The following is a 26,771-nucleotide window of genomic DNA, read 5'->3' as shown; positions in this document are numbered from 1 at the left end:
ATGGTTGGCGTATTTTCCTCTGTCATTCAGAAAATACTTGCAGCCCCTTTTCAGTCCAGCTGCTATTTGATAAATGTGGCGCTGTCAATATTGGTGACGGTGTGAAGCTCATTCATCCCCATCGCCGTAATGATGGTTCGTGAATGGACATCGGCGATCAAGCCCATATCTTTGTAAACAAGCAGTGATTCTTTGCTGCCTTTTTCCGCTAGCTCGCTAAGCGCCGTTGAAAGGGATTGGTAATCATCGTCTTGTAAGGTCAATTCCCTTGCGGTCAAACGCTTTTGCGCATGGTGCGAGACTTTGATGTCGTTTTGTTTTTGTTCAAGCATTGAAGAGAAGGCTTGTTTGTCCACGGCTTTGCGGGGATTTTGATAAGGCTCCCCGGCAACTTTTTGCAGCCCCTGTTGAATCGTCAAACTCATTTTGCTTCGCCGCCAATCTCTTGGATCGCACTCATACTGTATTCTTTGCCATTTACGACGATCGTGGCGTAGCCATTGGCAAAGCGGACCTTTTCGATGGTTCCTGACAATGTTTCTGTGCCGTCCATCAGAGTGACTTGTTTATTGATCAAGCTAAAAGCTTGCTGCTGTTGCTGTAAAATCACCGAGGTCGTCAACGTTTCGCTCAATTCATTCAAGCTCTCTAAGGTCGTAAATTGAACCAGTTGCGAGATATAGTCGGTGCTACCACCACCAGAAGAATCGCTGCCTCCCATCGATGGGTTGCTCATAGATGCTGCTAAGATCTTCAAAAAATCATCCATGGAGATATCTGAAGATTTTTTTGTTTGCGTTAATGCCGATGTATTGGCAATACCTGCCGCAGCTGCTGTAATTTCATCTGCCATAGGTCTCCTCCTTTACACTAAAATACTGATCGCATGATCGATCGGTGCTAATTGCTGCTCTTCTTCAACCGTATTGCTTTGATGAAATGGCTTTTTGCTTTGTCCTTTTTGAGCCTGTAAAAAACGCTGTTGGTTTAACTGACTGTCACTTGCCATCATACTGCCGGCAAAGGATTGATTTGACAGCGGACCAGCCTGCTGGACAGAAGCTAACGTAGGTTCTTTGATTGCTAGGATCGGCTGCTCTTGCTTTTGCAAAACTTGCTCTAGCTCATGCTTGATGGACAGCAATAATTCTTTGGCTTGCGGCTGCTGAACGGTCAGTTCTAAGCGGCTGCCTTGGGCATTCTTTTCTAGAGAAAGCTGGATCGTGCCTAATTTCTCGGGAACGAATTGCAACGTGATTTTTTTCTCGCTTGACGTGCTGCTCGTTTGGACGAGTTGGGCAGTCGCTTTTGCTAAGGGCAGAGCCGCTTGCTCCATACTCGCTTTTGTTGGTGCTAGTCCTTGCTTGCTCAAAAGGGGAGAAACATCAAGCAGTTGCAGTGCTGGTGTCGCCATTTCGTTGTCGGTTACTGCCGAAAAAGCAATGGCTTGTGCAGAAACAGCTTCCGTATTTTTAGCGACTGTTTCCTTCGTGCTTTGCAAGGTGCTAGTCGTATCCGTCGCTTGGTGGGTCACTGGCGACACTTGATCCAATGGTCCCGTTTGGCCCAATTGAGCGGTCCCTTCGGTGGACTGTTTCAGCTGTGCTTCTGTCGTCTGCGCAATCGCGGCTTTTGTTACTGAATCGATTTCCTTGAAAGTCGCGATCCCTTTTGCCGTGGACTGCTCTTCGCCTACTAAGTCTTCTGGCAAAGGCGTTTCAAGCGTTGGTGCTGCGGCTTCACTTCTGTCATTTGTCATCAAATCCAGACCTTCAAGCGTAGACTCGGAGGGGTCGATGACTGTGTTGGCTACGTCTATTGGTGCTAAAGCTGCTGTGGCGCTTGTTTGGTTCTGCTCCGTCGTTACCATTGATGCCTGTGCCGCTTCCTGAACCAAGCCTGCAAAAGGTGTCTGGCTGATCTGGCTCATTTCTGGCGCTTGCGTCGTTGCAGATTGTTCAGCTGCTGAAGTGATTTCTGACTCCTGCGGCAGATGTTCCATACTGCTGGCCGTACCCATTTCTGGTGCGGCGGCGATTTGCTCCGTCATCCCTGATGTTTCGATAGGGGCTGGCAGGTTGCTGCCTGCTTGAACTGTCAGCTGTCGCATCATCAAACTGAAGACCTCTGGTGACGCCTCCATCTTTTTTGATTTGCTACCGACAGGTACAGCGGTTGCGGCACTTGTTGTGATCTCTTTCATTGTTCACCTCCTCTCAGCTGATGCTTTAAAACCAAGGTCATCTCATCACTAAAACATTAGTTCTTTAAGAAAATAAGGCGCGATTGCCGAACTCATCCAATTGTTTTTGCTCTTCCAATTGCTGTTCATAGGTGTATTCAGCAAATTGTTTTTCTCGCAGTTTTTCCACGATCTTGCGTTCCTGCTGCGCTTCTACCACTACCGATAAAGACTCTGCCAATTCTTGCTTCACGTGAAACATTTTGTTCTGAACCTCATCGATGGTGGCATTCAAAGCAAGCAAATAGCGTTGCTGCACTTGCATCCGCCCAATGGTCATTTCATTGACATCAAAAAGCTGGGCTTTTTCCTGTGCCAGCGTGTTCAGGTGCTGTTCTTGCTGAATCAACAATTGCTGTTTTTGGGCGTACGCTCGTTTGGCTTCTTGCTCAATGGTTTTTCGGTGATCCAATACTTTTTCTAAGGAAAAGTGAAATGCTTGCATGGTTGCTCCTTTATAATCTGTTTTACATGGTCGAACGCTGGCGCTCGATCAGCGCTTCTTCACTGAACAAATGCGCCAATTCAAAAATCGTTTGTTCGAATGGGATCCGCTCATCCACTTTTTGCTGTAAAAACCGTAGGATGGGGTGATGCAACGCGATCGCTTGGTCGGTCAACGCATTACTGCCGCTTTTGTAAGCACCGATATCGATCAAATCCTTGGCCTCTGCATAAACCGCCATGTTTTCTTTTAGTTCCCCCGCATGTTCATGCTGTTCCTCAGAAACGAGGGTCTTCATCAAACGGCTGAGGCTGTTTTGAATATCGATGGCAGGATAATGATTTTGAGCGGCGATTTTCCGTGACAACAGAATATGACCGTCAAGAATCCCCCGCACCGCATCAGCGATCGGTTCATTCATGTCATCCCCTTCTACCAAGACGGTATAAAAGGCAGTGATCGAGCCTTTGTCAGACATCCCACTGCGCTCTAACAACTTCGGTAAAGCTGTAAACACAGAAGGGGTATAGCCTTTGGTCGTCGGTGGTTCACCTGTTGATAAACCGATCTCCCGCTGCGCCATCGCAAAACGGGTCACCGAATCCATCATCAATACGACTTTCTTGCCTTGATCGCGGTAATACTCAGCGATCGCCGTTGCCACATGAGCCCCTTTTAGTCGTACAAGGGGTGGCATATCGGAGGTAGCACAGACAACGACCGACTTGCGGTAGCCTTCTGGGCCTAGATCATTTTCAATAAATTCTTTGACTTCTCGTCCTCGCTCGCCGATCAAGCCGATCACGATGACATCTGCTTCGCAATAACGAGCCAGCATCCCCAATAAGGTACTCTTACCGACCCCGCTGCCAGCAAAAATGCCGATCCGTTGGCCAAGGCCGACGGTCAAGAGACCATCGATCGCCCGGACACCTGTCGGCATGATCTCAGCGATTTTTTGACGACGAAAGGGGTCAGGAGAATCTTGACTAACTGGATATTCTGACGCAGTTTCCAGATCCAGCGCCATATCTAACGGTCGCCCTAGTCCATCTAAGGTGTGCCCTAGTAGCGTATCATCGATTTTTACCGTCAACGATTTGCCAGTTGGCCGCACTAAACAGCCCGGTCCGATGCCTTCTAGCTGATCAAGGGGCATCAGGAGCACGGTTTTTTTCACAAAGCCCACGACTTCGGCTAAAGCTGTATGTGTCTTGTTTTGCAGTGCGACTTCACAGATTTCTCCTATGAAAACTGACAACCCTTCGACTTTGATCAGCAGACCTACGACTTCGCTGACTTTGCCGTAAGTGGTAAAGAACGGCTGTGCTTGCGCTGTTTTGCGCAGCGCTGTGATCGGTAATTCAAACGTCATTCCTTCACACTGCTTTCTAGAAATTGGCTCAAAAAGCGAGCGATTTCTTCCCTCAGTTCAAAAACCACCAAGGCATTTTCAGATTCGATACAAAAATCGTGTTCCGCCAAGCTATCATCTGCCATGAGTAAATAGCGAAACCCGCTGATCGTCTGTTTTTTGGTTTCCAACAATTCTCGCAACCCTGCAAGATGCTGCTCTTGGCTGCGAATAGTCACAAATTGATCGGGTTGTTCAAATTGCCATAGCACAGACTCCACAAAAGGCAGAAAGCCTGCTTGCTCGTCTGTAAAACGTTGATTGATCAAGGCTTCGGCGATTGCCGTGCCGTAAGCGATCATTTCTTGCTTTTTCTCTGAGCGAAAGGTGTTGATTTCAGAAACGGCTTCAGCGACATTGGCTTGGGCTTGTGTCATCAATGCTTGCGCGGCTTCTTTGCTGGCATTGAGTCCTTCTTGATAGCCTTGTTGAAAGCCGTCTGCTTGTCCTGCTTGAAAGCCTTCCGTTCTCGCTTCTGCTAGAATTTGCGCCGCTTGCGCTTGTGCATCGGTCAAGATTTGCTGTTTCAAGGCTTCCATTTGCTGCAGATGCCGTTCCTGCTCCAACTGGCGTGCACGTCTAGCCGCTTGCAGTTCTGGGTCTAAGCTCGGTTTCTCAATCGGCGCTTTGATGGTCGTATCCGTCAAAATACTGCGAGCAGCTTCAGTCGTTTTGACCGCCTGCTGCTTCAATAAACTGCTATTTGACCACTGCATCTTGGTCGCCCCTTCCGATGTAGATCTCACCGGTTTCATCTAGCCGTCGAATCACAGCCACCACACTTTGTTGGGCTTCTTCTACAGCAGACAAGCGGGTAGGACCCATAAATTGAATTTCTTCTTGCAGATTTTCCACCGCCCGTGATGAGAGGTTGGAGAAAATAAAGTTCTTGATGTCGTCGGTCGTGCCTTTAAGCGCTAAGACTAAGACATCGTTTTGAACATCTCGCAAGACTTTTTGAACATCCAAGCGATCGAGGGTCACGATATCCTCGAAAGTAAACAAGCTTGATTTCACTTCGTTGGATAGTTCCGGTTGCCGCTTTTCCAAGTCGTTCAAAATGTTCTTTTCAGTGCTGCGGCTGACTGAGTTCAAGATTTCTACCAGTGTATGCACACCACCGACATTTTCCGTATCGTTCTCAATGTAATTCGAGAATTTGTTCTCGATCACTTTTTCAATCCGTTCGATCACCAAAGGCGACGTACTGGAGATCGTCCCGATCCGTTCAGCGATCTCCACTTGCAAATGATCGGGAAACTGTGACAAGACGCTGGCCGCTTTGTCCGGCTGCATGTAGCACAAAATCAACGCTACCGTTTGTGGATGTTCGCCGATCAACAGATTGGTCAACTGTTGAACATCGGCTTTGCGAGCGATATTAAAGGGCCGTTCCCGCAGCTGAATCTGAGTCAATACGTCAATGACTTCTTTGGCTTTTTGAGGGCCTAATGCTTGGTTCAGCAAATTTTTGGCATAATCGATCCCGCCGTCTAAGACATATTTGCGGGCCGTTGCGGTATGAGAAAATTCCTCCAACACTTGATCCCGCTCTTCGGGACTGACAAAGTCGATGTTGGCGATCTCATAGCTCACTTTTTGTATAAATGATTCTGGCAGCAGCTTCATGATCTTTGCAGAGGTATCTGATCCTAGAGAAATCAGAAGAATCGCTGCTTTTTTTACCCCGTCTATTGTATCCATGGCTGCCCCCTTATTTTTCTTTCATCCAAGCTTTGATCAATTCCGCCGCTACTTCAGGATTGCTTTCGGCATAATTTCTAGCCGTTTGATCCAATGTTGGTTCTCCTGTATGTTCTGCTGTGGCTTCTTGTGTGGATGCTTCTGGCACCGCTGGTTTCGTTTCAGCAGACCGGTTACCGACACCGCCAAAAACGACTTCTTGTGCAACCGGGTTACTCGCTCCGATGCTAGCAGCGGATGGTTGTGCAAAAGTGACCATTTCATCCGTCACATCCACTTCCAACTCGTCTTCTTTGCGTCGGCGTCGGATCACGCCAACGATCATTAAGATCACCAAGAACAAGGTCAACACGATACCGCCGATGATGGCATACTTGACATAACCTTTGGCAGCTGCAATCTGTTCATTCCCTTGAGGATCAGCGGCTGGATCAACCTCTGCTTGGGCAAAGTCAAACCCTTGGATCGCAATTTGATCGCCACGATCATTGTCATAGCCGACGGCGCTAGCAATCAACTGCTGCAATTCCGCTTGATCCGCTTGCGAAAGGTTCGCATTGATCACGATTGAGCTGGTCATTCGTTCGATCATGCCAGGAGCCGTAATGGTCGTAGTGGTCTCGGTATCCAATTCATTTTCAACGGAGCGACTGTAGGAATTGTTCCCCTCTCCGTCCGTGCCCGTCACATTGGAGACATTGTCATCCACAGTCCCTGTTTGGGCTTCTTGGACGGTCCCTTGCGAACCAGCAGCCTGCACTGTTTCACTCTTGATCTCTGGGTCATCATAAGTGACTTTCTTCCGCTCGATCGAATCAAAATTCAAGTCTAAATTGATCGACACTTGGAATTTGTCTGCACCATAGATCGGTGTCAGCAACTTCGCTACTTTTTCTTCTAGCGTTTTTTCATAGGAATCTTTGATGGCAATGTATTTATTGTTTAAGCCACTTAATTGACTGGCTTCATCTTCGGTTCTAGTCAACGTATTGCCCGCGCTATCAACGACTTTTACATTTTCAGGCTTCAGCTTTTCCACTGCGCCGGAAGTCAAGGTAACGATCCCTTGCACGGACTCGTCTGAGATTTGCTGATTTTTCAAGGACAACACGATAGAGGCCGTCGGCGCACTTTCCTCCGAAGAAAAGACACTTTCTTCTGGCATCACGAGTAAAACTTTGGCGGATTTGACCGCATCGATCGACTCGATTGCTCGCTGTAGTTCGCCCGTTACTGCCCGCTGATACATGATTTTGCGGTCTTCATCCGTTGTCATCATGTTGGCATCATCAAATAATTCAAAGCCTGTACTGGTATTTGGTAACTTATTGTCCACGGCAAGATTGATGCGGTATTCATCGACTTGGTCCTTATCGATCAAAATAGTCGTCCCATTGTCGGCTAATTTGTAGGCGATCTGCTGTTCATCCAAATCCTTGCTGATCGTTCCCGCATCGGCATCGCTTAGATCCGTAAACAAGATACCGTATTCAATTCGCGTATTTAAATAATAAACAGCTGCTGTGATTCCGAGAACGCTGATAACGGAAAGAACAACGATCATTTTCTTTAAAGAGCTTTGCATTTGCCAACGGTCTTTGAGTTGTTCTGTCCATTCCTTCACTTTATCCATCATTTATTCTTATTCCCTCACCCACTGCTAAAACTGCATATTTTTCACGTCATTGTAAGCTTCTAAACACTTGTTTCGTACTTGAACGGCTGTTTGTAGCGCCAATTGCGCCTCCGTCATGCGAATCATCACATTGCCTAGATCGCTTTCATCGCCGGTGATCAAATTGACAGTATCTTGATCCATGACCGCCGTTTTTTGATTCAACTGATCGACCGCATTGGTCAAGTAGGAAGAAAACTGGTTTTCCTTGGTGCCCACAACACTAGTCTCGTTTGAAGCAGCCCCCGTGCCTAGTGTCCGCAAAACGTTTTGGTAGTCTGTTAATCCTGTCGTTAAAAGTCCATCCATTTTCTCGTTACCCCTTTGATATTTCTAATGCTTTTTTCAAGATTGTTTTATTCATTTCTGAAGCAGAAACATTGGCTTCGTACGTTCGAACCGCTTGCAACATTGCCACCATTTCATCGGCAATATCCACATTTGATTGACCGACATATCCCTCAGCGTTGGCAGCGGGATTGGTAGGATCATAGGTCAGTTTTTCCGTCTCATCGGCAGCGATCCCCGTCACTTTGACACCGTATGTAGCCGGTGTTCCTTCACGACTATTTTTTAAATTTTCTGAAAAAAGAATACTCTTTTTTTGATAAGCCGCGGTTGTTTGTGTTTGATTTGTATTTACATTTGCGATATTGCTGGAGATCGTATCTAGTTTTAACCGTTCCAATGCTAGACCGCTCGCGTTGATCGTTAGTCCGTTAAATATACCCATTTGTTTTTCCTGCGCTTTCTATCAATTACTCAAGACAAGGTTCATCATTTGCAAGCGTCCGTTGACTTGTGCGGTCAATGCACTGTAATACAACCCATTGGCTGCTTGATCCAACATCTCTACCTCAAGATCCACGTTATTGCCGTTGTCTTTGATACTGGTAGTTGCATTTTCAGTGATTTTCGGTTTTACTTGAGAAACTGACGCTTCTGTTACAGCGTCGGTCCCTGACGAAGCGAGTGCCTGCTTTAATTCGCTTTCAAACACGATGCGTTTTGCTTTGTACCCATCCGTGTTGACATTAGCGATATTAGACGAAATCAATTCTGCGCGTTGGGCAGAAACGTTCATAGCTGTTTTTAATAAATCATAGGTATCCAACAATAATTGCTCCTTCCACCTTCTGTACCAAACGTTTTTTTCATCGATGGAACAGAAACAAATATATTTATTTATTTTTTTGTTATAGATTAAAAAAACAAGAAGACGTGATGTCATTATAGTAGAATTATTTTTATTTTACAATTTGATTTTTGCAACTTTACGGATATGACATTTAAGTTACAGACGTGTTATGTTATTTGTTAAACACTGTTTCATCGCAATTTCGTCCCCAGTTATAAAAAGCAAACGATCGATATAAAGCGTTTTACAAGCATATCTATGCCTTTTGATCAAAATCAGTTTTTTGATAAAAAAACAAGTATTATTCGAAAAATTGATTAAAAAATTTTCATTTGTGCCTGTTGACATGACAAACCCTGAGAAACGCTTCACGAAAAAAAACGGTACCATCTATAAATATTCACAAAAATTGCAAGCTGTACCATTTCAACAATTTGACGAAACTTGTCAAAAAAAGAACAAAAAAAGGAGAAACAGAAAATTTATTTTAGTTATTTTTTGGATTATTTTTTTTTGCTATTAAGAATGATTTTAATTCACCGATAAAATAAATGAGGGTTTAAAACCTGGAAATAGAATTTAGGAGGACGCAACAAATGGATTTTTTCTTGCTGATCGGTATTATTTTAGGATTGATATCTGTGGTGGTTGGGATGATTGTAAAAGGTGCCAATGTGGCCGTTTTGATCAATCCGGCAGCCGCGATCATCATTTTCGTCGGTGTGATCGCAGCCGTTATCAATTCATTTCCCAGCAGTGATATCAAAAAAATCCCGAAGATCTTCGGCGTTCTGCTGAAAAATAAAGAATACGACTTAAAAACAACCATCAATACCATCGTTGAATTAGCTAACCAAGCTCGGCGCGATGGCCTACTATCTCTTGAAGGTGCTATCCAAAACTTAGAAGATCCTTTTTTAAAAAAGGGCTTGGAAATGGTGGTGGATGGCATCGCTGCCGAACAGATCCAAGAAATCATGGAAAATGAGATCTATGGGATCGAAGAACGGCATCGCATCGGCTCGGCTATTTTTAAAACCGCCGGCACGAGTTCCCCGACCTTAGGGGTGTTAGGAGCCGTGATCGGGCTGATAGGGGCGCTAGGCAATTTAGAGGATGTAGAAGCACTGGGTCATATGATCTCGGCGGCTTTTGTGGCGACCCTTTATGGTATTTTCTTCGGTTATGTGCTGTTCATTCCTTTTAGCTCACGATTAACTTTGAAATCGGAGCAAGAAGTCCAAATGATGTCGATCATCGTTGAAGGGGTCTTAGCGATCCAAGCCGGACAATCGCCGAAAAGTATTGAGAAAAAATTATACAGCTTGATCGATCCGAAAAAACGGCAAGAACAATTATAAAGGGTGAAGCGACATGAAGCGAAAAAAGAAACATGAAGAACATGTAGACGAAGCGTGGCTTTTGCCTTACTCGGATATGTTGACCTTGCTGCTGGCCTTATTCATCGTCATGTTTGCCATGGCGAAAGTCGATGATGAGAAGTTTCAAGAAATCCGAAGCGAATTCGGCACCATCCTTTCCAGCCACCACAGCAACGCCTCCGTCATCGGGTCAGTGATCGATATGGGCGAGACCACGCCGCGAAAAAAAGCCGCCACTTCTGCCGAAGCACAAGCGCAAGAAGCAGCGGTCCGGACCCAACTGGAAAATCAGCAGTTAGAAAAAATCAGTGACCAGCTATCTCAAGAACTCGCCGCTTCTGGCTTAAAAGACCAGACAGAAGTCCGCTTGGAATCCGATGGCTTGCATATCACGCTAGCCAGCAGCATCTTGTTTGCCTCTGGTAGCGCCGAGATCACGGACACCACTCGTCAGTCACTGGATCTACTATCGGACTCACTGAAAAAACTAAAAGCCAACAAAATCGTGATCGCCGGGCATACCGATAACGTACCGGAAAAAGGCAATGGCCGCTACCAATCTAACTGGGATCTTAGTTCCGCTCGTGCGATTACCGTTATGGAATACTTCATCAGCAAAGGCGCCGTTTTAGAAAAAAATGCTGCCATCCAAGCCTTTGCCGATACCGAACCGAAAGCCGATAACAACACCCCACAAGGCCGCTCGGAAAACCGCCGCGTGGAGATGATCATCCAGCGGACCGAAACGACACAATAGCCCATAATAAGGTTTTATAAATATCATTATGAAAAGCCAAGATGAGCAACATTCGTCTTGGCTTTTTTGTAGTCTCCTCCTCAACAAACAAAAATCACTCATCAGCCATTCTTGCGAATAGCTGATGAGTGATTTTTTTGCTTGATTTATTTCTCCACTTCAAAACGATTGGTCAATCGCTTCAACTCTTCTGCAATGTCTCTGAGGTCTGCCACATGGTTGGTAAATTCATCCATGGTTGCCAAGACTTCTTCTGCATTTGCGGAAACTTCTTGTGTGCCAGCGGCATTTTCTTCCGTTGATGCGGAAATGTTTTCTAAGTTTTCCAGTACACTGTTTTGAATATTTTCGATACGGGCACTGGCTGCTTCAATATGATGGATGCCTTCGATCATATAGCTGCTGCGTTGGAAAACTTCTTTTGAAGATGAGATCGCTTCTTTGATCAAGTTGGTTTGGCGAACGCCGCCTTTGACAGACGCCGACGTTTGTTTGACCATTTGACTAGACTGCTCACGAATTTCTTCAATGATCGCTTCGATTTCTTTGGTAGAAGCTTTGCTTTGTTCCGCCAATTTACGGATCTCAGCAGCCACGACGGCAAAGCCTTTGCCAGACTCGCCAGCACTTGCGGCTTCGATCGATGCATTCAAGGCTAGCAAGTTGGTTTGGTAAGAAATATCGTTGATGACCCCAATGATCGAGTTGATATTTTGGATACTATCATTCATTCCCGTCATATTCGACATCAAGCGCTCCATCTGTGCCAACTCTTGTCGCCAACTGTCATCGACTTGATCCATGATCGTTAAGTTTTCTTGATTGATCTTCGTAGATTCTTGCGACTTGCTGCTCATGCCGCCAACATTTTCTCGTAATTCTTTCACGACTTGCGAAAGGTTTTGCATTTGAGACACGCTGTATTCTGTTTCTTGGGCTTGAGCACCGGTCACTTCAGCAATACCCGTAATGGTTTGAGAGACTTCTTCTGTCGCAATATTGGTTTGTTTTGACAATTCTAATAAAGAATCCGACATTCCTGCGACACTGTTGCTTTCTTTTTGTACTTTTTGGATCAATGCACCCGTGCCTTCGATCATCACATTGTAATTGTCCGCCATTTGCTGGATCTCATTGCCTGCTTTGTCTGGATAAACAACTCGGCGTGCCCATTGATCCCATGTCCATTTTTCGCCTTTGGCTCTTTTGGTTTTGCTCATCTTCTCTAGTTTGCCTTCACCGACTTTTCTAAAGTAGCGATTGAAGCAATCGATGATTGCTGCGACTACTTTGATCGCGGCATAAGAAACCAGTCCTACAAAGAGCAGCATCAAGATCGTAACGATAATCGTGGTACGGACCAACGCTCCTAACTCTTTGTCTAGATCACTAGCTTTGACTTCGGAGTACGCCCAAACATTGGAATCAGCAGACTTGTCATACAACACATCATTGACTTTATTCGAGTCGCCTAAGCCAACCATGCCTGTCGGATCTTTGGCGTCTTTGATTTTTTGGAACACTTCTTCTTCTTTGATATTCTTACCGATTTGCTTGGTATTTTTTGAGGTCACGATGACCCCAGATTCTGAAACTAAGGTGACATTCCCAGTCCGCCCTACGGTAAAGGAAGACAAGATGTTTTGAATGCTTTCATAGGAAACATCGACGCTTAAAACCCCCACTTGATTATGGGAATTTTTGACCCGGATCGAAGCCGACGTCACAAATTGATTCGACACCGTATCTAAATAAGGTGCTGTCCAATACACTTCTCCTTCGGCTTTCACGGCCCCTTTGTACCACGGCCGAATTGTAGGCTTGTAATCATCCGGTAAGGGATTGAAGGTCACATACTCATCATCTTCTGTCCCAAAAGTTACTGCTAAGAAGCTGTTGCTCCCAGCAATCGCTAAAGAAAGATCTGAACGGATACGTCCCATGCTGAATTCTGTTTTCATCGCTGGCAGTTCAGCCATTGATTTCAATTTGCTTTCCGTCGATCGGCGCAAACTCTTTTCTTCCGCCAAGATCAAATTGACGGCACTTTCTTTGTTCAAATCATTTCGTTCAATCAATAAGTTCTTGGTGGTTAAATAGGAACTTGTCAGCATGACAATGATCGGGATCCCCGCAACCAGCATCAAGGTGATCATCACATAAATTCCTATCGTCTTTTTTCTTTTTTTCACAACTGTGCCACTCCTTCATTTCCAATTTCACACGATCCACTGAAGACTCGTCCGTAGACGACCCTTAGTAAGGATAATCGGTCATTTCTTTGAATATTTAAGAGGATTCATTGTCAGAAACGGCTGCAAGCGCATTTTCTTTTTTGCTAAGGCTTACAGTTGCTGTTGTAACGAATAGAAAAGCTCCTCAGTCATCAAGGAGCGTTGCGACTGCATAAAAATAGCCAGTACGGAAGTTTCCGCACTGGCTGTAGGGTCCCTTTAATAGGACCGCTTCTATTGCCTATAATTCTTTGATGACGGCTTTTTCTTCCGCCGTCAAAGCGAAATCAAAGAGCGCTAAATTTTCGGCTTGATGTTTTTCTGAATGGGATTTCGGAATCACGATCACCCCACGCTCGATTTGGTAACGCAAGACCACTTGGCTCCAGGTTTTTTGATGCGCTTCCCCGATTTGGGTCAAGGTTTCCCGTGCCGCTTCCGAAATCCGGGAAAGCGGACCCCAGGCTTCTGGAACTACCTGATTGTCTAAGGAATACGAGATGATCGCATCATTCCACTTGCCTGGATGCGATTCGATCTGATTGACCGCTGGTTTGATCCGACTGTTTGCCAATAAATAGCTGAGTTCTTCTTCTTGGAAATTGGACACCCCGATCGCTTTTAAGACTCCTTTATCGACATAAGCCTCAAGAACCGCCCAGACAGCGGCGATCTCTGCCAAGTTGTCCCACGGATGATGGATCAAATAAAGATCGATCGATTCCGTCTGCAAGTCTGCTAAACTCGCTTCGACAGACGCTTTCACGGCAGCTGCATCTTGCGTATGCTCTGGTTTGCCAGGAATCTTAGAAGTCAGGAAAAATTCGCTGCGGTCAATCCCGCTTTCCTTGATGGCTTTGCCAACCACGGCTTCGTTGCGGTAAGAAATCGCCGTATCAAAATGCCGATACCCAAGCTTGATGGCAGTCAATAGCTCTGTCGTATCATCATTGATCGCACCTTGGTATTCTCGGTTTTCTTTCCCAAATGTATTCGTCCCGCTGCCGATCACTGGAATCTGAATGCCGGTATTCAATTCAATCGTTTCCATGCTGCTTCCCCCTTTGTGTTGTTTCTAGTCTATCAAAAAAGCAGGAGTAAGGGGAAGAAAAACTCTTATTGCCGCTAAAAAACGGGGAAAAGCACAAAACGCATGTTCAAGCAGCCCCTCCTCCGTTATACTGAGGGTAAGATACGAAACACCCAAATAAGGAGGGTTACTTTTGAAAAAAACACTGTTTTTTCTTTGTGGATCACTGACATTCGGTTTAGGTACTTTAGGAATATTTTTGCCTTTCTTACCTACAACCGTCTTTTACTTGCTGACGGCTTATTTCTGGCTGCGGAGTTCCGATACCTATTATCAACGCTTGGTTCAATCAGAGAATTATCAAAAATACATTGAAAAACCACTCGTACAAAAACAGCTGAGCACCAAGGCAATGGTTCGGATGTTTGCCATGATGCTGGTAGTCTTTGCAATTCCTGCACTGCTGATCCCCAATCTGCTGGTACGTTTCGTCCTCGCTGCCATCTACCTCGCCCATGTCATTGGGATCACTTGGTATTTAAAAGGACGCAAACCTGCGATCCAAAAAACGGATCAGCCCCTGTAAGGACAAAATTGTACGTACACACCGTAATCCACCAAGCAAGTGAACCTTGCTAGTGGACTGCGGTGTATTTTTTTCTCCTATTTTAGCGGGTGCTCACTGACGCCTCTTCGATAATGGGGGCTGATTGGGCGATCGCTAACCAAGCAGCAGGGATCCGGTATGGGGAACAAGAAACATAGTCGATGCCGATCTCTCGCAAAAACGCAATAGAATAGGGATCGCTGCCGACTTCGCCACAAACACCGATCGAGTGCTCTGGCTGACGATCTCTTACGCCGGCGATCGCTTGACGCATCAACGCGCCAACACCTACCTGATCTAAGTGCTGGTAAGGATCTTCTTGTAAGATCCCCGACTGCAAATAGGCTTGAATAAAGCTGCCGGCATCATCCCGCGAAAAGCCAAAGGTCATTTGGGTCAAGTCATTGGTACCAAAACTAAAGAACGCCGCCTCTTCAGCACACTCCCCAGCAATCAAGCACGCTCTAGGCGTCTCGATCATCATCCCGATCTCGATGTGCAACGGTTGCTGAAGGGTTGCTTCTGCTTGAGCGATCACCTGTGTCAACGTCTCTTTCAACACCTGCAGCTCTGCTGGCAAACTGATCAGGGGCAATAAGATCGCCGCCTCTACCTCGACTCCTTGCTGCCGCAATTCCACAGCCGCTTCACAAATCGCCGCTGTTTGCATTTCATAAATTTCTGGATAGCTGAGTCCTAAACGGCTGCCGCGATGCCCCATCATAGGATTGACCTCTTGCAGTTCGTCAATTCGCCGCTCGATCACTGCCAATGATTTTTTACTGCGGCGGGCCATCTCAAGGCGTTCATGCTCATGGGGCAAGAATTCATGGAGTGGTGGATCTAATAAACGAATCGTGCATTTTTTTCCTTGCGCGGCCTGCAGCATTTCTTGGAAATCGGCTTTTTGATAAGCCTTGATCTCAGCCAAAGCCGCCAATCGTTCCGCCTTCGTTTCTGCCAAGATGACTTCCCGCATTTTCCACAAACGCGCTTCCCCAAAAAAACATATGCTCCGTCCGTGCTAAGCCGATGCCCGCTGCACCAAAGGCCAGCGCAGCCTCAATGTCATTTTTCGTTTCCGCATTTGCGTAAACCTTTAGATCTGCCTGGGCTTGTGCCCACGTCAAAAGCTGATCCAGCAAAACCCGCTCCTGTACACTGGTCATAGGCAGCTGCCCTTGATACAGTTTGCCACTGCTGCCGTCTACGGAAAGTACGTCACCTTCTTCAATCAGCAGCTCGCCGCAGCGGGCCTGTTTCAAAAATGCATCGACGCTTAGTGCCTCGCACCCTACCACACAGCAGACCCCCAGACCACGGGCGACCACCGCCGCATGAGAAGTCATCCCCCCACGAGCGGTAATGATCGCTTCACTCACCACCATGCCTTCAATATCTTCAGGTGAGGTTTCCTGCCGCAGCAGCAGGACTTTTTCTCCTGTGCGGCTGGCTTTTTCCGCCGCCTCTGCAGTGAAATAGACATGTCCTGAAGCTGCCCCTGGACTAGCCGGCAAGCCCTGCGCAAAAGCTTCGGCTTGTTGCAAGGCTTCGGGGGCAAATAACGGGTGCAACAATTGATCGATCATTTCTGGTGTGATTCGGTCTAAGGCTTGCCTGATGGTGATCCGACCTTCTGCGACCATATCCGTTGCAATTTGCGCTGCCGCAGCGGCGGTTCGTTTGCCGTTTCTTGTTTGCAAGACAAACAACTGGCCGTCATCGATGGTAAATTCAATGTCTTGCATGTCTTGATAGTGATCCTCCAAACCCTCAGCCAGTTGCTTTAGTTCCTGATAAATCACAGGATGTTGTTGCGCCAACGCTTGGATCGGTTGTGGTGTACGAATGCCAGCAACCACATCTTCCCCTTGAGCACACACTAGAAATTCGCCGAAAAGTCCCGGTTCCCCGGTTGCTGGATTGCGGGTGAAGGCGACACCCGTCCCACTATTTATCCCGCTGTTGCCAAAAACCATTTCTTGAATCGTTACGGCAGTCCCTAGATCGTCAGGGATCCGATGGAGGGAACGGTAGGTCTTAGCCCGTGGGTTGTTCCATGAGCGAAAAACTGCCGTGATGGCTGCCAATAATTGCTGAAACGGGTCTTGGGGAAACGCTTCTTGGGTATGTTCCATATAAATACTTTGAAACACGCGGCAGATCATTTGCCAGTCATTGCCGGTCATCATTTGGTCTGACACATAATTCTGCCGTTTCTTATAATCTGTCAAATAGGCTTCAAAGTGTTCTTTTGCTACACCTTTCACCACATCCCCATACATCTGGATCAAACGGCGGTAACAATCATAAGCAAAGACGGGGTCCCCCGTCTGCTGAGCCAACCCTTGGACGGTTTCATCATTCAACCCAAGGTTTAAGATCGTATCCATCATCCCTGGCATGGAAAACTTGGCACCACTGCGGACAGAAACCAATAACGGCGACTGCAGTCCGCCAAATGTTTTGTTCCTGCGGACTGCCAATTCTTCGATGGCAGCTTTGACTTGCTTGATGATCGCCTCAGGAAGAACCTGTTCTTCTAAATAGGTCAGGCAAATGGTGGCCGGGACGATAAATCCCTGAGGAACAGGCAAACCCAAATTGGTCATCTCCGCAAGATTTGCCCCTTTCCCGCCTAATAATGCTTTTTGCTCTTTCGTGCCTTCTGAAAACCATACGACTGCTTTTTCCATCATGTTCCTCCTTTTAAATGTTATATACTATTTCGATTAATTAGCAGTATATAGTATGACACATTTAATCGTCAAGCAAAAAAAAGAAAACTTTTAAGGGATTTATCCTTTTTAAAAGAGAAGGATTGCCTTTTCATTCGGAAAATCATATAATCAATAGCATAGCACATAAAAGAAAGAAGGTGACACATTGGAATTAAGCCAAAGACAAATGAAAATCATTGAGATCGTCAAAGAGCATCAGCCGATCAGTGGGGAGACCATTGCGAAGCAGTTGGGTTTGAGCCGCGCAACCTTGCGGAATGACTTATCGATTTTGACCATGACCGGTTTATTAGACGCCCGACCGAAAGTCGGCTATTTCTATACAGGACAAACCGTTGAGCCTTTGCTTTTCGAAAAACTCTACCATACCAAAGTTGCAGAAGTCATGATCCCACCGTTGCTGATCTCACAAACGGTCTCCGTTTATGAAGCAGTCACGACTTTGTTTATGTACGATGTCGGTTCCCTCTATGTCAAAAATGACCAAGACGAACTGATTGGGGTACTCTCCCGCAAAGATCTGCTGCGCTTTGCGATCAGCAATGCCGCACCGGAAAAAACACCCGTAGCGATGATCATGACTCGCATGCCAAACATCGTGACCATCACACCGGAAGAAACGATCTTGACGGCTGGTACGTTGTTAGGACGACATGAAGTCGATACCTTGCCAGTGGTCGATCCACAGGAACCAAAAAAAGTCATCGGCAAAATCACGAAGACGCGGCTGATGAATTACTTTATTCAAGCAGGCAATGACAGCGACAACACACACTTTTAGGGGGAAAAAACAATGAAGAACGTTCGAATATATTTGATTTCAGATTCCGTAGGCGAAACGGCACAAAAGCTGATCGCCGCCGTTTCCGCGCAGTTTCCCACGATCGACCTTTCAGATATCCAGCTCTTTCCCTTTACTAATGATGAAGAGAGCTTAGGCGAGATCCTCAAAGATGCCTTGCTAGACAAATCGATCGTCGTTACCACCTTAGTCAATAAAGAATTAGTCGCTTTTGTTGATGCCTTTGCCAAACGGACTGGCTTGCAGCATGTCGACTTTATGTCGCCCTTGACCACGATGCTGGAAAAAACATTCGGTGTAGAAGCCGTCCAAGAGCCTGGTGCCTTGCATCGCTTGAACCAAGCATATTTCAGCCGGGTGGCCGCGATGGAATTTGCGGTGAAATACGACGACGGCAAAGACCCACGGGGATTTCTCGATGCTGACTTTGTCCTATTAGGGGTTTCGCGAACCTCAAAGACCCCATTGAGCCTATACATGGCAAATCGCGGCTACAAAGTGGCGAATCTGCCTTTGATTCCTGAAGTCGCTTTGCCAGCCGAAGTGCACCAAGTAGACCCACGGAAAATGGTCGGTTTGACTACGAATCCAGAATCCCTTACGGAAATCCGGCGGTCCCGGATGCATTCATTGGGCTTGAAAGAAGAAACCCATTACACCAATTGTGAACGAATCGAAGCAGAATTAGCCTACGCGAATGAATGGTTCAAAAAGCTGAACATTCCGGTGATCGATGTCAGCAAACGCTCCATTGAAGAAAGCGCGATGCTGATTGAAGAACAAGCCAAAGAACAGGCCCATGTTCAATAAAGACACCTTGGCAAACCTGACCGAGATCATCAACTTGGAAGCCATCCAGCAGCTGCCGAAAGCTACCGAGCATTTTGTCAGCGATCTGCATGGCGAATACGATGCCTTTGACCATATTTTGCGGAATGGTTCTGGCAGTATTCGAGAAAAAGTCGAGACTTTGTTTACCGGTGTCCTGACGAAAGAAGAACAGACCGAACTCTGTTTTGTCATTTATTATCCAGAGGAGCTATTACAAGAACAGGCCTGGACCCCTGCCGATTGGCGCTTGAAGATGGCACAGCTAGTGAAAGTTGCCCGCTTTACTTCCAGTAAATACACACGCTCCAAGGTACGCAAAGCATTGCCGACTTCTTTTGCTTACATCTTAGAAGAACTGTTGTACCAATATGATGCCGACTTCAATAAAGAAGCTTACTATCAGGCGATTTTTGATAAGATCATTGAATTAGAGGCAGCCCCGCTTTTTTGCCAAGAACTGGCGTACTTGATTCAGCGTTTCGTAGTGGACCATCTCCATGTCTTAGGCGATATCTATGATCGAGGACCGGCGCCAGACAAAATCGTCGATCGCTTGATGGCTTTGCCTTCACTGGATATTCAGCTAGGCAACCATGATATCTTGTGGATCGGTAGCTTTTGCGGCTCGCTGCCCTGTTTGGCCAATACGATCCGCATCGCTGCTCGCTACGGCAATTTGGCATTATTACAAGATGGTTATGGGATCGATCTATCAAAAGCACTGGCTTTTAGCCAAAAATATTACACAGAAAATGCCGGCTTTTATCCGCAAAAAACAGTGGACCCTTTATCAAGCCAGCAAAAAAAAGCCGCCATGCTTTTGCAGCAGGCATTTGCCATCATCCAATTCAAAGTCGAAGCAGCCGTGATCCAGCGGCGACCGGCATTTGCGATGGCAGAGCGCTGCTTATTGCATCGCTTGTCTCAAGATCGACAACAAATCCAGCTAGACCAGACCTATCCTTTGATCAACGGCTGTTTTCAACTAGTAGATCCCGATGATCCTTACCGTTTGACAGCCGAAGAACATGAAGTATTGCAAGATTTGCTGAGCCAATTTCAACGCTCGCCCCGCTTAGCTGCGCATATGCGCTTTTTGGTCGAGCATGGTACATTGTACCAGCGCTTCAACGACAACCTACTGTATCACGGCTGCCTGCCTTGTCGGGAAAACGGCGATTTCCTGGCCTTTACTTTCCAGCAGCAGCCCTTGGCAGGCAAAGCGTTGATGGACTTTTTTCAGCAATGTTTGCAGGAAAGTTTTGCCCAACCAGAAAACCAAACAGACCTTGCCACCGATATGATCTGGTATCTTTGGTGTGGCGAAGGCTCTTCCCTCTTCGGCAAAAAAGCCATGAAAACCTTTGAGCGCTACTTTATAGCAGATCGCAACACTCATAAGGAACAAAAAAATGCCTATTATTCTTTAAGGGAAAACGAAGACTTCTGCTGCCGTGTCCTAGCTGCCTTCGGTCTGCCGCCGACAGGCCACATCATCAATGGCCACACCCCTGTCAAAGTGCGTAAAGGCGAGACGCCCATCAAGGCAAATGGTCGTTTATTGGTAATTGATGGCGGACTTTCCCGCTCCTACCAATCCGTCACAGGCATTGCTGGTTACACGCTGTTGTCAAATTCCTTCGGCATGACCTTAGCAGCCCATCAACCCTTTACAGATCGCCAGCAAGCCATCCAGCAGCGACGTGACATCGTCACTCAGAAAAAAATCGTCGTGCGGCAAACGGAAAGAACAACGGTAGGGCAAACAGATATCGGCAAGCGGCTGCAGCAAGAAAGCCGAGTGCTTTTTGAAGAATTAAAAAATCATCCGATCCCTTGACGAGTCATTCGTCAACCAATCGGATGATTTTTTTTACAGTCCTTTGGAACTATGAAAGGCTTTGAGTTTTTCCAACGCCTGCAGCACAATGATCAAGACCAAGATCGCTAAGGCTAAAAAGAGCGTTTCTAACCCTTTTCCCTGCGCTAAAAGCAACTCCCTTAAAATCGCTGTGATACTGATCAAAATCAAGTAGCGCACCGGAATATGGTGACCTTCTTTTACGTAACGCAATAACATCAAAATAATTTCCAGTAAAATAAACAATGTTGCGATCTCTTCGATCAATAAAGAAAGATCGCTAACTTCATGCAGTGGGATCACATGGACAACGATTTTATAGATCGCTTCCGCCATCACCACCAAAACCAACAGAACCAACAGTCCTAACATAATATCAACCACAACACTAATCAATTTTTCGAAGTGCTTAAAATACTTTCCCATAACACCCCTCCTCGCACTTATTATAGCGAAACTACTCAGAATCACTTTATGATATGCTTGCAAGTGCAGCTTTTTTTATGGAGGCAGTGAATAAAAACGTAAGACAGCTCTTTTCTGTTCCAGCAATCCTCCAAAAAACCTTCCTCTTTGCTACTTTTTGAAGTCTCAGAGTGAGGAATCGCGCATCCTTCGTACACTTGGTGTGTTCGTGGCTCTGACCATAAGCAAATAAAAAAGCTAGGCTCAAGGCCTAGCTGAAATGGTCCCTTTAGATGAGATTGATTTTTACAGTCAGGCTCAGTGAGCCCCTTCGACTGTTAGATCAACATTTTCACTCGTATCTTCCGCAGCTTCGTCGTCGCTATTGGAGGTTTCTGAAGACGGCTCAGTCGTTTCACTGCTGGAGCTGCTTGTTGTAGTACTGGTCGAACTCGTACTGGAAGAGCTTGAAGAACTGCTGCTAGCGCTACTGCTAGAAGTATCGCTGGTGGTGGTTGATCCGCCACTCGGCGCGGTACTCGAACTGCTTTCGCTACTTGCAGAAGTGCTGACGCTAGGCTCTGTCTCTGCTTCACTTACGGAAACAGACGTGCCTTCATTTGTCGACGCTTCGATCGAGCGACTAGTCGTTGAAGGCGATGTGTAAGAACTAACACTGGCTTCATAAAAAATCTGACTGGAATCAGAGGTTTCTTCGATACTGCTGCTTGCTGTCTGGTAAGGTGGCTCGGAGGAACTACTGGAAGAATCTCGTACAAAGGGCGCGGCAACAAAGGCATTGGCATCTTGATTGATCGCCACACTCAAAAAAACCGCAACAAAACAACTGACTAATGCCGACTGCATATTGAACTTGAATTTCATCGCACTCCCCATCCTTTCCCAAAAATATGGTTGGACCTTCCGTCAATGATCTATCTCATTCTTATATTATACAAAAAAAAGCAATCGTCAACAAATTAAGTTTTATTTTCAAAGATGACAAAGACATGAATGCCCGTTGCGCAACAAAAAAAGCCCGAGGGCGACGGTCGATCACCTGCGGGCCCATCCCTTCACTAAGGGTTGGCAGGTGCGACGGATGCTCGTTCCTCTGGCTTTAATGGTTCCTTTACTTAAGAAATTCTTTTACTTATAAGTTTCGCAGATGATTCGGGTCATGGATCGGTGCTTCAATATCGCTGTCTCCCATGCGGGGCGTTGGATGGACGGACTCATCTGGCATTGCTGTTTCACCTGGTAACGGTTGATCGATGATCGGACCAGTATCTGCATCACGATCGGTTATTTTGTCCATCGGCTGATAATCGTAGACACCGACAACGAGTTTGTCTCGTTCAAGGTCATCACGATAACCATATAACGGATCATGCTCATCATGCCTATGAGCGGAATCGCCGAAAGAAAAAGCATCTTTGATTTTTTCCCAAAGCGAACGATCTTCATCCTCACTAGCTGCCTGCTCCACTTCCACATCATCGATGGATTCTAACCCAAATTGATCGATGACTGTTTGATTCGCAAACAGCACGATATCCTCTTTGCCATAGCCTTCGTTTGTCAATTGCTCAATAACCGGTAATACTTCTGTTCGAGTGTCGTAACTGCCAATAATCGTTAGGTTTCTGTTGTGCATGTGAAATCCTCCTTATTTTGTGTACGCTTCGATCGTTCTGGTTCTGAAGCAATTCTTTTAAAACTAGCAATTTCTATTGCTTCTTTCATTCTAACGCAGGGTTCTATGATTGACCAAATAGTTTGATTGCGCTTACGAAAAACAAGCGGTCTCTTGAAAAAACAATAGCTGCTCCGGAAGAAGCGGATCCATCATAAAAAAACCGCGTGAGCCAATGGCTTGCACGCGGTTTTTTTGCTTGTTACTTGGAAACGATCAGTTTTTGACCGACAAAGATCGTATAGCTGCTGTTGATGTTGTTCCATGATGCGAGTTGGCTGATGCTGGTGTTGTATTTTTGTGCCAGTGACCATAAGCTGTCCCCTGATTTCACCGTGTGCGTCTTCGTTGAACTGCTGCTGGTATTCGTATTAGAAGACCCACTGCTAGCAGACGTCAAGTAAGCACCACTGACCCAGCCTTTGCCAGAAACATAATACCATTTGTTCGTGCCATTGACGGTCGTCCCGGTTTTTGTTGCGGTAACCGTGACGGTTGCTCCTTTACTTAAAGAACCAGTAATACTACTGCTGGTAGAAGCATCGGAACGAACATTTAAAATCTCGGTGGTTTTCATTTGCTGATTTGTGGTTGTTGAACCGTTATTATTGGAAGAGCTGCTGGTTGTTGTCAAGTAGGCACCACTGACCCAACCTTTGCCAGAAACGTAGTACCACGTTTTATTGCCTTCCACTGAAGTGCCGTTCTTTTTCGCTGTCACGGTAACGGTCACCCCTTGACCAAGCGTTGTCACGACACGGCTGCTGGTAGAAGCATCGGAGCGGACATTCAATGCGGCCGTCGTTTTCATTTGTTGATTGATACTTGAACCATTGTCTTCTTTTTCCGCTTCAGAAGCATTATTGTTGGTCACTTCAGTAAGGTAGGCACCGCTGACCCAACCTTTGCCAGAGACATAATACCAATTTTTGTTGCCATTGACTGATGTGCCGGTTTTCATGGAAGTGGCAGTAAAGGTCGTGCCTTTGCTAAGTGACCCTACCACTGATCCGCTAGTGGACGCGCTAGAACGAATATTCATCGCTTCCGTCGTCTTCATTTGCTTGTTGATCGTCGTACCGGAATTGCCATTGTCAGAACCGGTGTTGCCTGATCCGCTATTGTTGTTTGAAGAGTCGGTCGAAACCTTCGTCAAATACGCGCCGCTGACCCAACCTTTGCCAGAAATCTTATACCACGTGGTGTTGCCATTGACGCTGGTGCCCGTTTTGGTCGCCGTTGCCGTAAACGTCGTATTAGCTGCTAACGAACCAGTAATAGAGGCACTGGTGGAAGCATCGGAACGAATATTCATAGATGACGTGGTTTTCATCTGCTGATTGATCGCTGTTTCATCACTGACGATCGTTTCATTGCTATTGCCGCCACCTGTGTTTGAGCTGCCGGTATCATATTGCGTTAAATTATACGTACTGATCAAATTGTTTAATTTGCTGGCATAAGAAGTATCGGTTGCATACCGCCCTTGTAGCCAAGCGGTCGCTTGTGTGTAAGAGGTCGTATTGCTTTTCCATGCACCGCTGTAATAGTAGTTGCCGCTAGAAAAACTCGTGTTGCGCAACACATATGCATTGTCTTCAAAAGACTCTTTTAATGATGGGTATTTCCGAAACTTAGCGCTGATCAAATAATAATTGCCGGAACCATCATCTTCATACGTATCCATCGTCACGTATTGGCCGTTGTAGCTGCCTTTGATCCCAAACATATTGTTGGCCGTGGTCGTCAAAGTCGAGGCGCCCCAACCAGATTCCAAAATCGCTTGTGCCATCATAACAGAGGCATACAGATCGTTTGCTGCCGCCACTTCCGTTGCATAGCCGCAAATCTGACTGATAAAGGCAGCCGGATCGATCGTTGCCCGTGAAAATAATGCCCGACTAGTCAAATCAGAAAGGGCTGATGGTACTTCATCTGCTTCTAAGACTTCATCACTAGCGACTGTTGTGCTTTCTGTCGTCGCTGTTTCTGATCCCTCAGTAACTGCTTCAGCTCCTGACTCCTCCGTTATTTCCGAAGTTCCTTCGGTCACAGCAGGTGCTGTCGTCGATTCTGTCGTTTCCTCAACCGGCGTGCTGTCGGTTTCTGGTGTAGTGTTTGTTGTTTGTTCAACGACCTTAAGGTCATTGCTGGTTTCTGTCGTTGCCGTTTCAGCCGCATGCCCTAAGGTCGGGATAAACGTTGATCCCGCTACTAAAGTAGTAGCCATCGTAATACTTTTTTGGGTATATTGCGTGCGCTTCAAGCGCTTTTCTAAGCGGCGTCGTTCTTTACGAATTGTCATTTAATCCCTCCGTCGTATTAGCCTTTTTTTATTGTAACACGATTTATTAAAAAATGGGGGGTTAAGATGAAAAAACAGTGAAATCAACGAGATAAATTCTTGCTATGAAACAGTTTTCTCTTTTGCTTCATCAGCCAATACTCTGTTCTAAAAAAAGAAAAAAGAGTTGTTTTAGCACCAAAAAAGCAGCCTTTATCAAAAAGACTACTTTTGGTGAATTGTTATTTAATAACAGGTGCGGGCTTTTTGGCTTTTTTTAGCATCGCATAGCCTATGTTGAGAACAAGCCCAAAAACGGCCAAGAAAATTGCCGTATAGAAGGCTTTTGTATAATCTCCTTGGTTACTTTCTGCGATTGCTGCTGCCACTCTGGGGCCAAAGAATGCCGCCGTAGAATAACCAATAAAGACGATTCCATAGTTGACCCCTTGATTGATCGGTCCGTAATTTTCCATAACGATCGATGGGAATACCCCCATCACGCCCCCGAAGCACAGTCCTAAACCGATGATCCCGACAGTGAAGATCACAGTTGTTTGACCAAGCGTCAATAAGAATAAGGACAATGCCACCACGCCATAGATGATCATCAACGTATTCGTCCGACCAATTTTATCAGAAACGGTGCCCCAAAGGACACGACCAAAACAGTTGCTCAATGAGTACAAGCTGACATAAAAGGCAGCGGCCGCTGCCGTCAAACCAAACATACTTTGCCCGATCACTGAGGCGTTGGATGCAATCATCAAACCTGAGAAAGCCCCTACCCCTAACATAACAATAATCAAGTAAAAAGTTGGTGTCTTCAGCATGTCCAACCAATTTAGATTGATTTGAGGACCATTTTTTCCTTGATCCGCTGGTTGCCAACCTGCTGGACGGTAATTTTCTGGTGCTTTACGAATAAATAGACTAGCCACCAAGACGATCACGATATAGGCAATTCCTAAAATCCGAAACGCCGCTAAGACATCTTGTGATTCGATCAAACGATTCGCAATCGGTGCGGCAATAATCGCTGCCCCACCCATACCTGCTGTGATCAAGCCCGAAGCCAGTCCCCGTTTATCCGGGAATAACCGAATCGTATTGCTTAAACAAGCCGAATAGGCAAAGCCTTGCCCTAAACCAGCAAAGACTCCATAAGTCAGGTACAGCATAGCGGGTGAGTTGACCAAACCCGTCAGGAAGAAACCCGCTCCGAACAACACGCCTCCGCCAGCGATGACCCATCTAGCGGCTCCTCGGTCTGTCAGCAAACCACCCAAAATCATGGTAATCGGGCCAACTGCGGCATTGATGGTAAAGGCTAGCATGATCTCTTCCATGGACCAACCTTTTAATTGACTAAGAGGTCCTGCAAAGACACTAAAGGCGTATACAGCGCCCGTACACAGCAACACTGCGGTCGAAGCGATCAGAATCAGCCAGCGATTGATTTTTGTTTCCATTTTTTCTCTCCTTTGTTTTAAGCATGTTACTTTATTCACATGTTTTTTCAA

24 protein-coding genes and 1 pseudogene are annotated in these 26,771 nt (G+C 46.1%); 6 read left to right on the top strand and 19 right to left on the bottom strand.

What is annotated here, in order from left to right; all coding sequences use genetic code 11:
- Positions 1-62 precede the first annotated feature (62 nt).
- The 11 genes from IGI94_RS00535 to flgB form a co-directional block, all read right to left on the bottom strand.
- Entirely contained in the window at positions 63-425 is a 363-nt protein-coding gene (locus IGI94_RS00535) for a hypothetical protein (RefSeq protein ID WP_005232787.1), read from the bottom strand.
- Positions 422-853 (bottom strand): flagellar hook capping FlgD N-terminal domain-containing protein, encoded by a 432-nt coding sequence (locus IGI94_RS00530; protein WP_003129052.1) that lies wholly within the window; start codon positions 851-853, stop codon positions 422-424. The genes IGI94_RS00535 and IGI94_RS00530 overlap by 4 nt, the downstream gene beginning before the upstream one ends.
- Before the next feature lie 12 nt (positions 854-865).
- Positions 866-2,203 (bottom strand): flagellar hook-length control protein FliK, encoded by a 1,338-nt coding sequence (locus IGI94_RS00525; RefSeq protein ID WP_438899299.1) that lies wholly within the window; start codon positions 2,201-2,203, stop codon positions 866-868.
- Between the two features lie 64 nt (positions 2,204-2,267).
- Positions 2,268-2,687, bottom strand: a complete 420-nt coding sequence (fliJ, locus tag IGI94_RS00520; protein WP_005232789.1) for a flagellar export protein FliJ — start codon at positions 2,685-2,687, stop codon at positions 2,268-2,270.
- Positions 2,688-2,709: 22 nt separating this feature from the next.
- A complete protein-coding gene (gene fliI, locus IGI94_RS00515; RefSeq protein ID WP_008376625.1) occupies positions 2,710-4,062 on the bottom strand; it encodes a flagellar protein export ATPase FliI in 1,353 nt (450 codons plus the stop codon).
- Positions 4,059-4,817 (bottom strand): hypothetical protein, encoded by a 759-nt coding sequence (locus IGI94_RS00510; protein WP_016619529.1) that lies wholly within the window; start codon positions 4,815-4,817, stop codon positions 4,059-4,061. Before IGI94_RS00510 ends, fliI begins: the two co-directional genes overlap by 4 nt.
- Positions 4,801-5,805, bottom strand: a complete 1,005-nt coding sequence (gene fliG / locus IGI94_RS00505; RefSeq protein ID WP_005226586.1) for a flagellar motor switch protein FliG — start codon at positions 5,803-5,805, stop codon at positions 4,801-4,803. Before fliG ends, IGI94_RS00510 begins: the two co-directional genes overlap by 17 nt.
- Positions 5,806-5,815: 10 nt before the next feature.
- The gene (fliF, locus tag IGI94_RS00500; RefSeq protein ID WP_050790974.1) at positions 5,816-7,438 is read right to left on the bottom strand and encodes a flagellar basal-body MS-ring/collar protein FliF; all 1,623 of its coding nucleotides are present in this window, start codon (positions 7,436-7,438) and stop codon (positions 5,816-5,818) included.
- 27 nt (positions 7,439-7,465) lie between these two features.
- On the bottom strand, positions 7,466-7,789 hold the full coding sequence (fliE, locus tag IGI94_RS00495) for a flagellar hook-basal body complex protein FliE (RefSeq protein WP_005232801.1): 324 nt from the start codon (positions 7,787-7,789) through the stop codon (positions 7,466-7,468).
- Positions 7,790-7,796: 7 nt separating this feature from the next.
- Positions 7,797-8,213, bottom strand: coding sequence for a flagellar basal body rod protein FlgC (flgC, locus tag IGI94_RS00490; RefSeq protein WP_005232807.1), 417 nt, complete (start codon positions 8,211-8,213; stop codon positions 7,797-7,799).
- A gap of 21 nt (positions 8,214-8,234) precedes the next feature.
- Positions 8,235-8,594 carry a flagellar basal body rod protein FlgB gene (gene flgB / locus IGI94_RS00485; RefSeq protein WP_034872092.1) on the bottom strand — a complete coding sequence of 120 codons (360 nt, stop codon included), beginning with the start codon at positions 8,592-8,594 and terminating at the stop codon, positions 8,235-8,237.
- A gap of 620 nt (positions 8,595-9,214) precedes the next feature.
- Between flgB and motA the strand changes: the two genes are divergently transcribed.
- A complete protein-coding gene (gene motA, locus IGI94_RS00480) occupies positions 9,215-9,979 on the top strand; it encodes a flagellar motor stator protein MotA (RefSeq protein WP_005232810.1) in 765 nt (254 codons plus the stop codon).
- Positions 9,980-9,992: 13 nt separating this feature from the next.
- Complete coding sequence (locus IGI94_RS00475; RefSeq protein WP_008376629.1) at positions 9,993-10,757, top strand: OmpA/MotB family protein; 765 nt, start codon at positions 9,993-9,995, stop codon at positions 10,755-10,757.
- Positions 10,758-10,903: 146 nt separating this feature from the next.
- On the opposite strand, the gene IGI94_RS00470 is transcribed toward IGI94_RS00475, so the two are convergent.
- On the bottom strand, positions 10,904-12,949 hold the full coding sequence (locus IGI94_RS00470) for a methyl-accepting chemotaxis protein (protein ID WP_061053549.1): 2,046 nt from the start codon (positions 12,947-12,949) through the stop codon (positions 10,904-10,906).
- A gap of 283 nt (positions 12,950-13,232) precedes the next feature.
- Positions 13,233-14,042: an aldo/keto reductase family protein gene (locus IGI94_RS00465; protein ID WP_016611619.1), complete on the bottom strand. Its 810-nt coding sequence runs from the start codon at positions 14,040-14,042 to the stop codon at positions 13,233-13,235.
- Between the two features lie 172 nt (positions 14,043-14,214).
- On the opposite strand from IGI94_RS00465, the gene IGI94_RS00460 reads away from it, so the two are divergent.
- Positions 14,215-14,607, top strand: a complete 393-nt coding sequence (locus IGI94_RS00460) for a YbaN family protein (RefSeq protein WP_005232815.1) — start codon at positions 14,215-14,217, stop codon at positions 14,605-14,607.
- Between the two features lie 82 nt (positions 14,608-14,689).
- Here the strand turns inward: IGI94_RS00460 and ppdK are convergent.
- Positions 14,690-17,324 (bottom strand): annotated as a pseudogene (gene ppdK, locus IGI94_RS00455) (pyruvate, phosphate dikinase).
- A 190-nt stretch (positions 17,325-17,514) separates the two neighbouring features.
- Between ppdK and IGI94_RS00450 the strand changes: the two are divergent.
- From IGI94_RS00450 to IGI94_RS00440, 3 genes are read left to right on the top strand one after another with little or no spacing between them, the layout of a single operon-like run.
- Positions 17,515-18,150: a helix-turn-helix transcriptional regulator gene (locus IGI94_RS00450; protein WP_005232817.1), complete on the top strand. Its 636-nt coding sequence runs from the start codon at positions 17,515-17,517 to the stop codon at positions 18,148-18,150.
- A 12-nt stretch (positions 18,151-18,162) separates the two neighbouring features.
- Complete coding sequence (locus IGI94_RS00445; RefSeq protein WP_005232818.1) at positions 18,163-18,981, top strand: pyruvate, water dikinase regulatory protein; 819 nt, start codon at positions 18,163-18,165, stop codon at positions 18,979-18,981.
- Positions 18,971-20,842 carry a fructose-1,6-bisphosphatase gene (locus IGI94_RS00440; protein ID WP_275626451.1) on the top strand — a complete coding sequence of 624 codons (1,872 nt, stop codon included), beginning with the start codon at positions 18,971-18,973 and terminating at the stop codon, positions 20,840-20,842. Before IGI94_RS00445 ends, IGI94_RS00440 begins: the two co-directional genes overlap by 11 nt.
- Positions 20,843-20,875: 33 nt before the next feature.
- Here the strand turns inward: IGI94_RS00440 and IGI94_RS00435 are convergent, their stop codons facing one another.
- The 5 genes from IGI94_RS00435 to IGI94_RS00415 form a co-directional block, all read right to left on the bottom strand.
- Positions 20,876-21,289 carry a phosphate-starvation-inducible PsiE family protein gene (locus IGI94_RS00435; RefSeq protein WP_005232820.1) on the bottom strand — a complete coding sequence of 138 codons (414 nt, stop codon included), beginning with the start codon at positions 21,287-21,289 and terminating at the stop codon, positions 20,876-20,878.
- A gap of 297 nt (positions 21,290-21,586) precedes the next feature.
- Complete coding sequence (locus tag IGI94_RS00430; RefSeq protein WP_005232821.1) at positions 21,587-22,153, bottom strand: hypothetical protein; 567 nt, start codon at positions 22,151-22,153, stop codon at positions 21,587-21,589.
- 268 nt (positions 22,154-22,421) lie between these two features.
- A complete protein-coding gene (locus IGI94_RS00425) occupies positions 22,422-22,925 on the bottom strand; it encodes a general stress protein (RefSeq protein WP_016619521.1) in 504 nt (167 codons plus the stop codon).
- 241 nt (positions 22,926-23,166) lie between these two features.
- Complete coding sequence (locus IGI94_RS00420; protein WP_438899298.1) at positions 23,167-25,269, bottom strand: SH3 domain-containing protein; 2,103 nt, start codon at positions 25,267-25,269, stop codon at positions 23,167-23,169.
- 221 nt (positions 25,270-25,490) lie between these two features.
- Positions 25,491-26,720: an L-lactate MFS transporter gene (locus IGI94_RS00415; protein ID WP_061053544.1), complete on the bottom strand. Its 1,230-nt coding sequence runs from the start codon at positions 26,718-26,720 to the stop codon at positions 25,491-25,493.
- Positions 26,721-26,771 lie beyond the last annotated feature (51 nt).

The organism is Enterococcus sp. AZ149 (genome assembly GCF_051714285.1).
Classification (GTDB): domain Bacteria; phylum Bacillota; class Bacilli; order Lactobacillales; family Enterococcaceae; genus Enterococcus_D; species Enterococcus_D entomosocium.
This window is presented reverse-complemented; position numbering and strand designations above follow the sequence as displayed.

Excerpts from the sequence above, each read along its gene's own strand:
- IGI94_RS00510 (WP_016619529.1), bottom strand. The coding sequence starts at position 4,817 with ATGCAGTGGTCAAATAGCAGTTTATTGAAGCAGCAGGCGGTCAAAACG.
- IGI94_RS00420 (WP_438899298.1), bottom strand. The coding sequence starts at position 25,269 with ATGACAATTCGTAAAGAACGACGCCGCTTAGAAAAGCGCTTGAAGCGC.
- IGI94_RS00530 (WP_003129052.1), bottom strand. The coding sequence starts at position 853 with ATGGCAGATGAAATTACAGCAGCTGCGGCAGGTATTGCCAATACATCG.
- fliJ (WP_005232789.1), bottom strand. The coding sequence starts at position 2,687 with ATGCAAGCATTTCACTTTTCCTTAGAAAAAGTATTGGATCACCGAAAA.
- IGI94_RS00445 (WP_005232818.1), top strand. The coding sequence starts at position 18,163 with ATGAAGAACGTTCGAATATATTTGATTTCAGATTCCGTAGGCGAAACG.
- flgC (WP_005232807.1), bottom strand. The coding sequence starts at position 8,213 with ATGGGTATATTTAACGGACTAACGATCAACGCGAGCGGTCTAGCATTG.
- IGI94_RS00475 (WP_008376629.1), top strand. The coding sequence starts at position 9,993 with ATGAAGCGAAAAAAGAAACATGAAGAACATGTAGACGAAGCGTGGCTT.
- IGI94_RS00535 (WP_005232787.1), bottom strand. The coding sequence starts at position 425 with ATGAGTTTGACGATTCAACAGGGGCTGCAAAAAGTTGCCGGGGAGCCT.
- motA (WP_005232810.1), top strand. The coding sequence starts at position 9,215 with ATGGATTTTTTCTTGCTGATCGGTATTATTTTAGGATTGATATCTGTG.
- IGI94_RS00415 (WP_061053544.1), bottom strand. The coding sequence starts at position 26,720 with ATGGAAACAAAAATCAATCGCTGGCTGATTCTGATCGCTTCGACCGCA.
- fliF (WP_050790974.1), bottom strand. The coding sequence starts at position 7,438 with ATGGATAAAGTGAAGGAATGGACAGAACAACTCAAAGACCGTTGGCAA.
- IGI94_RS00465 (WP_016611619.1), bottom strand. The coding sequence starts at position 14,042 with ATGGAAACGATTGAATTGAATACCGGCATTCAGATTCCAGTGATCGGC.
- IGI94_RS00425 (WP_016619521.1), bottom strand. The coding sequence starts at position 22,925 with ATGCACAACAGAAACCTAACGATTATTGGCAGTTACGACACTCGAACA.
- fliE (WP_005232801.1), bottom strand. The coding sequence starts at position 7,789 with ATGGATGGACTTTTAACGACAGGATTAACAGACTACCAAAACGTTTTG.
- IGI94_RS00435 (WP_005232820.1), bottom strand. The coding sequence starts at position 21,289 with ATGGGAAAGTATTTTAAGCACTTCGAAAAATTGATTAGTGTTGTGGTT.
- fliI (WP_008376625.1), bottom strand. The coding sequence starts at position 4,062 with ATGACGTTTGAATTACCGATCACAGCGCTGCGCAAAACAGCGCAAGCA.
- fliG (WP_005226586.1), bottom strand. The coding sequence starts at position 5,805 with ATGGATACAATAGACGGGGTAAAAAAAGCAGCGATTCTTCTGATTTCT.
- IGI94_RS00440 (WP_275626451.1), top strand. The coding sequence starts at position 18,971 with ATGTTCAATAAAGACACCTTGGCAAACCTGACCGAGATCATCAACTTG.
- IGI94_RS00430 (WP_005232821.1), bottom strand. The coding sequence starts at position 22,153 with ATGAAATTCAAGTTCAATATGCAGTCGGCATTAGTCAGTTGTTTTGTT.
- IGI94_RS00525 (WP_438899299.1), bottom strand. The coding sequence starts at position 2,203 with ATGAAAGAGATCACAACAAGTGCCGCAACCGCTGTACCTGTCGGTAGC.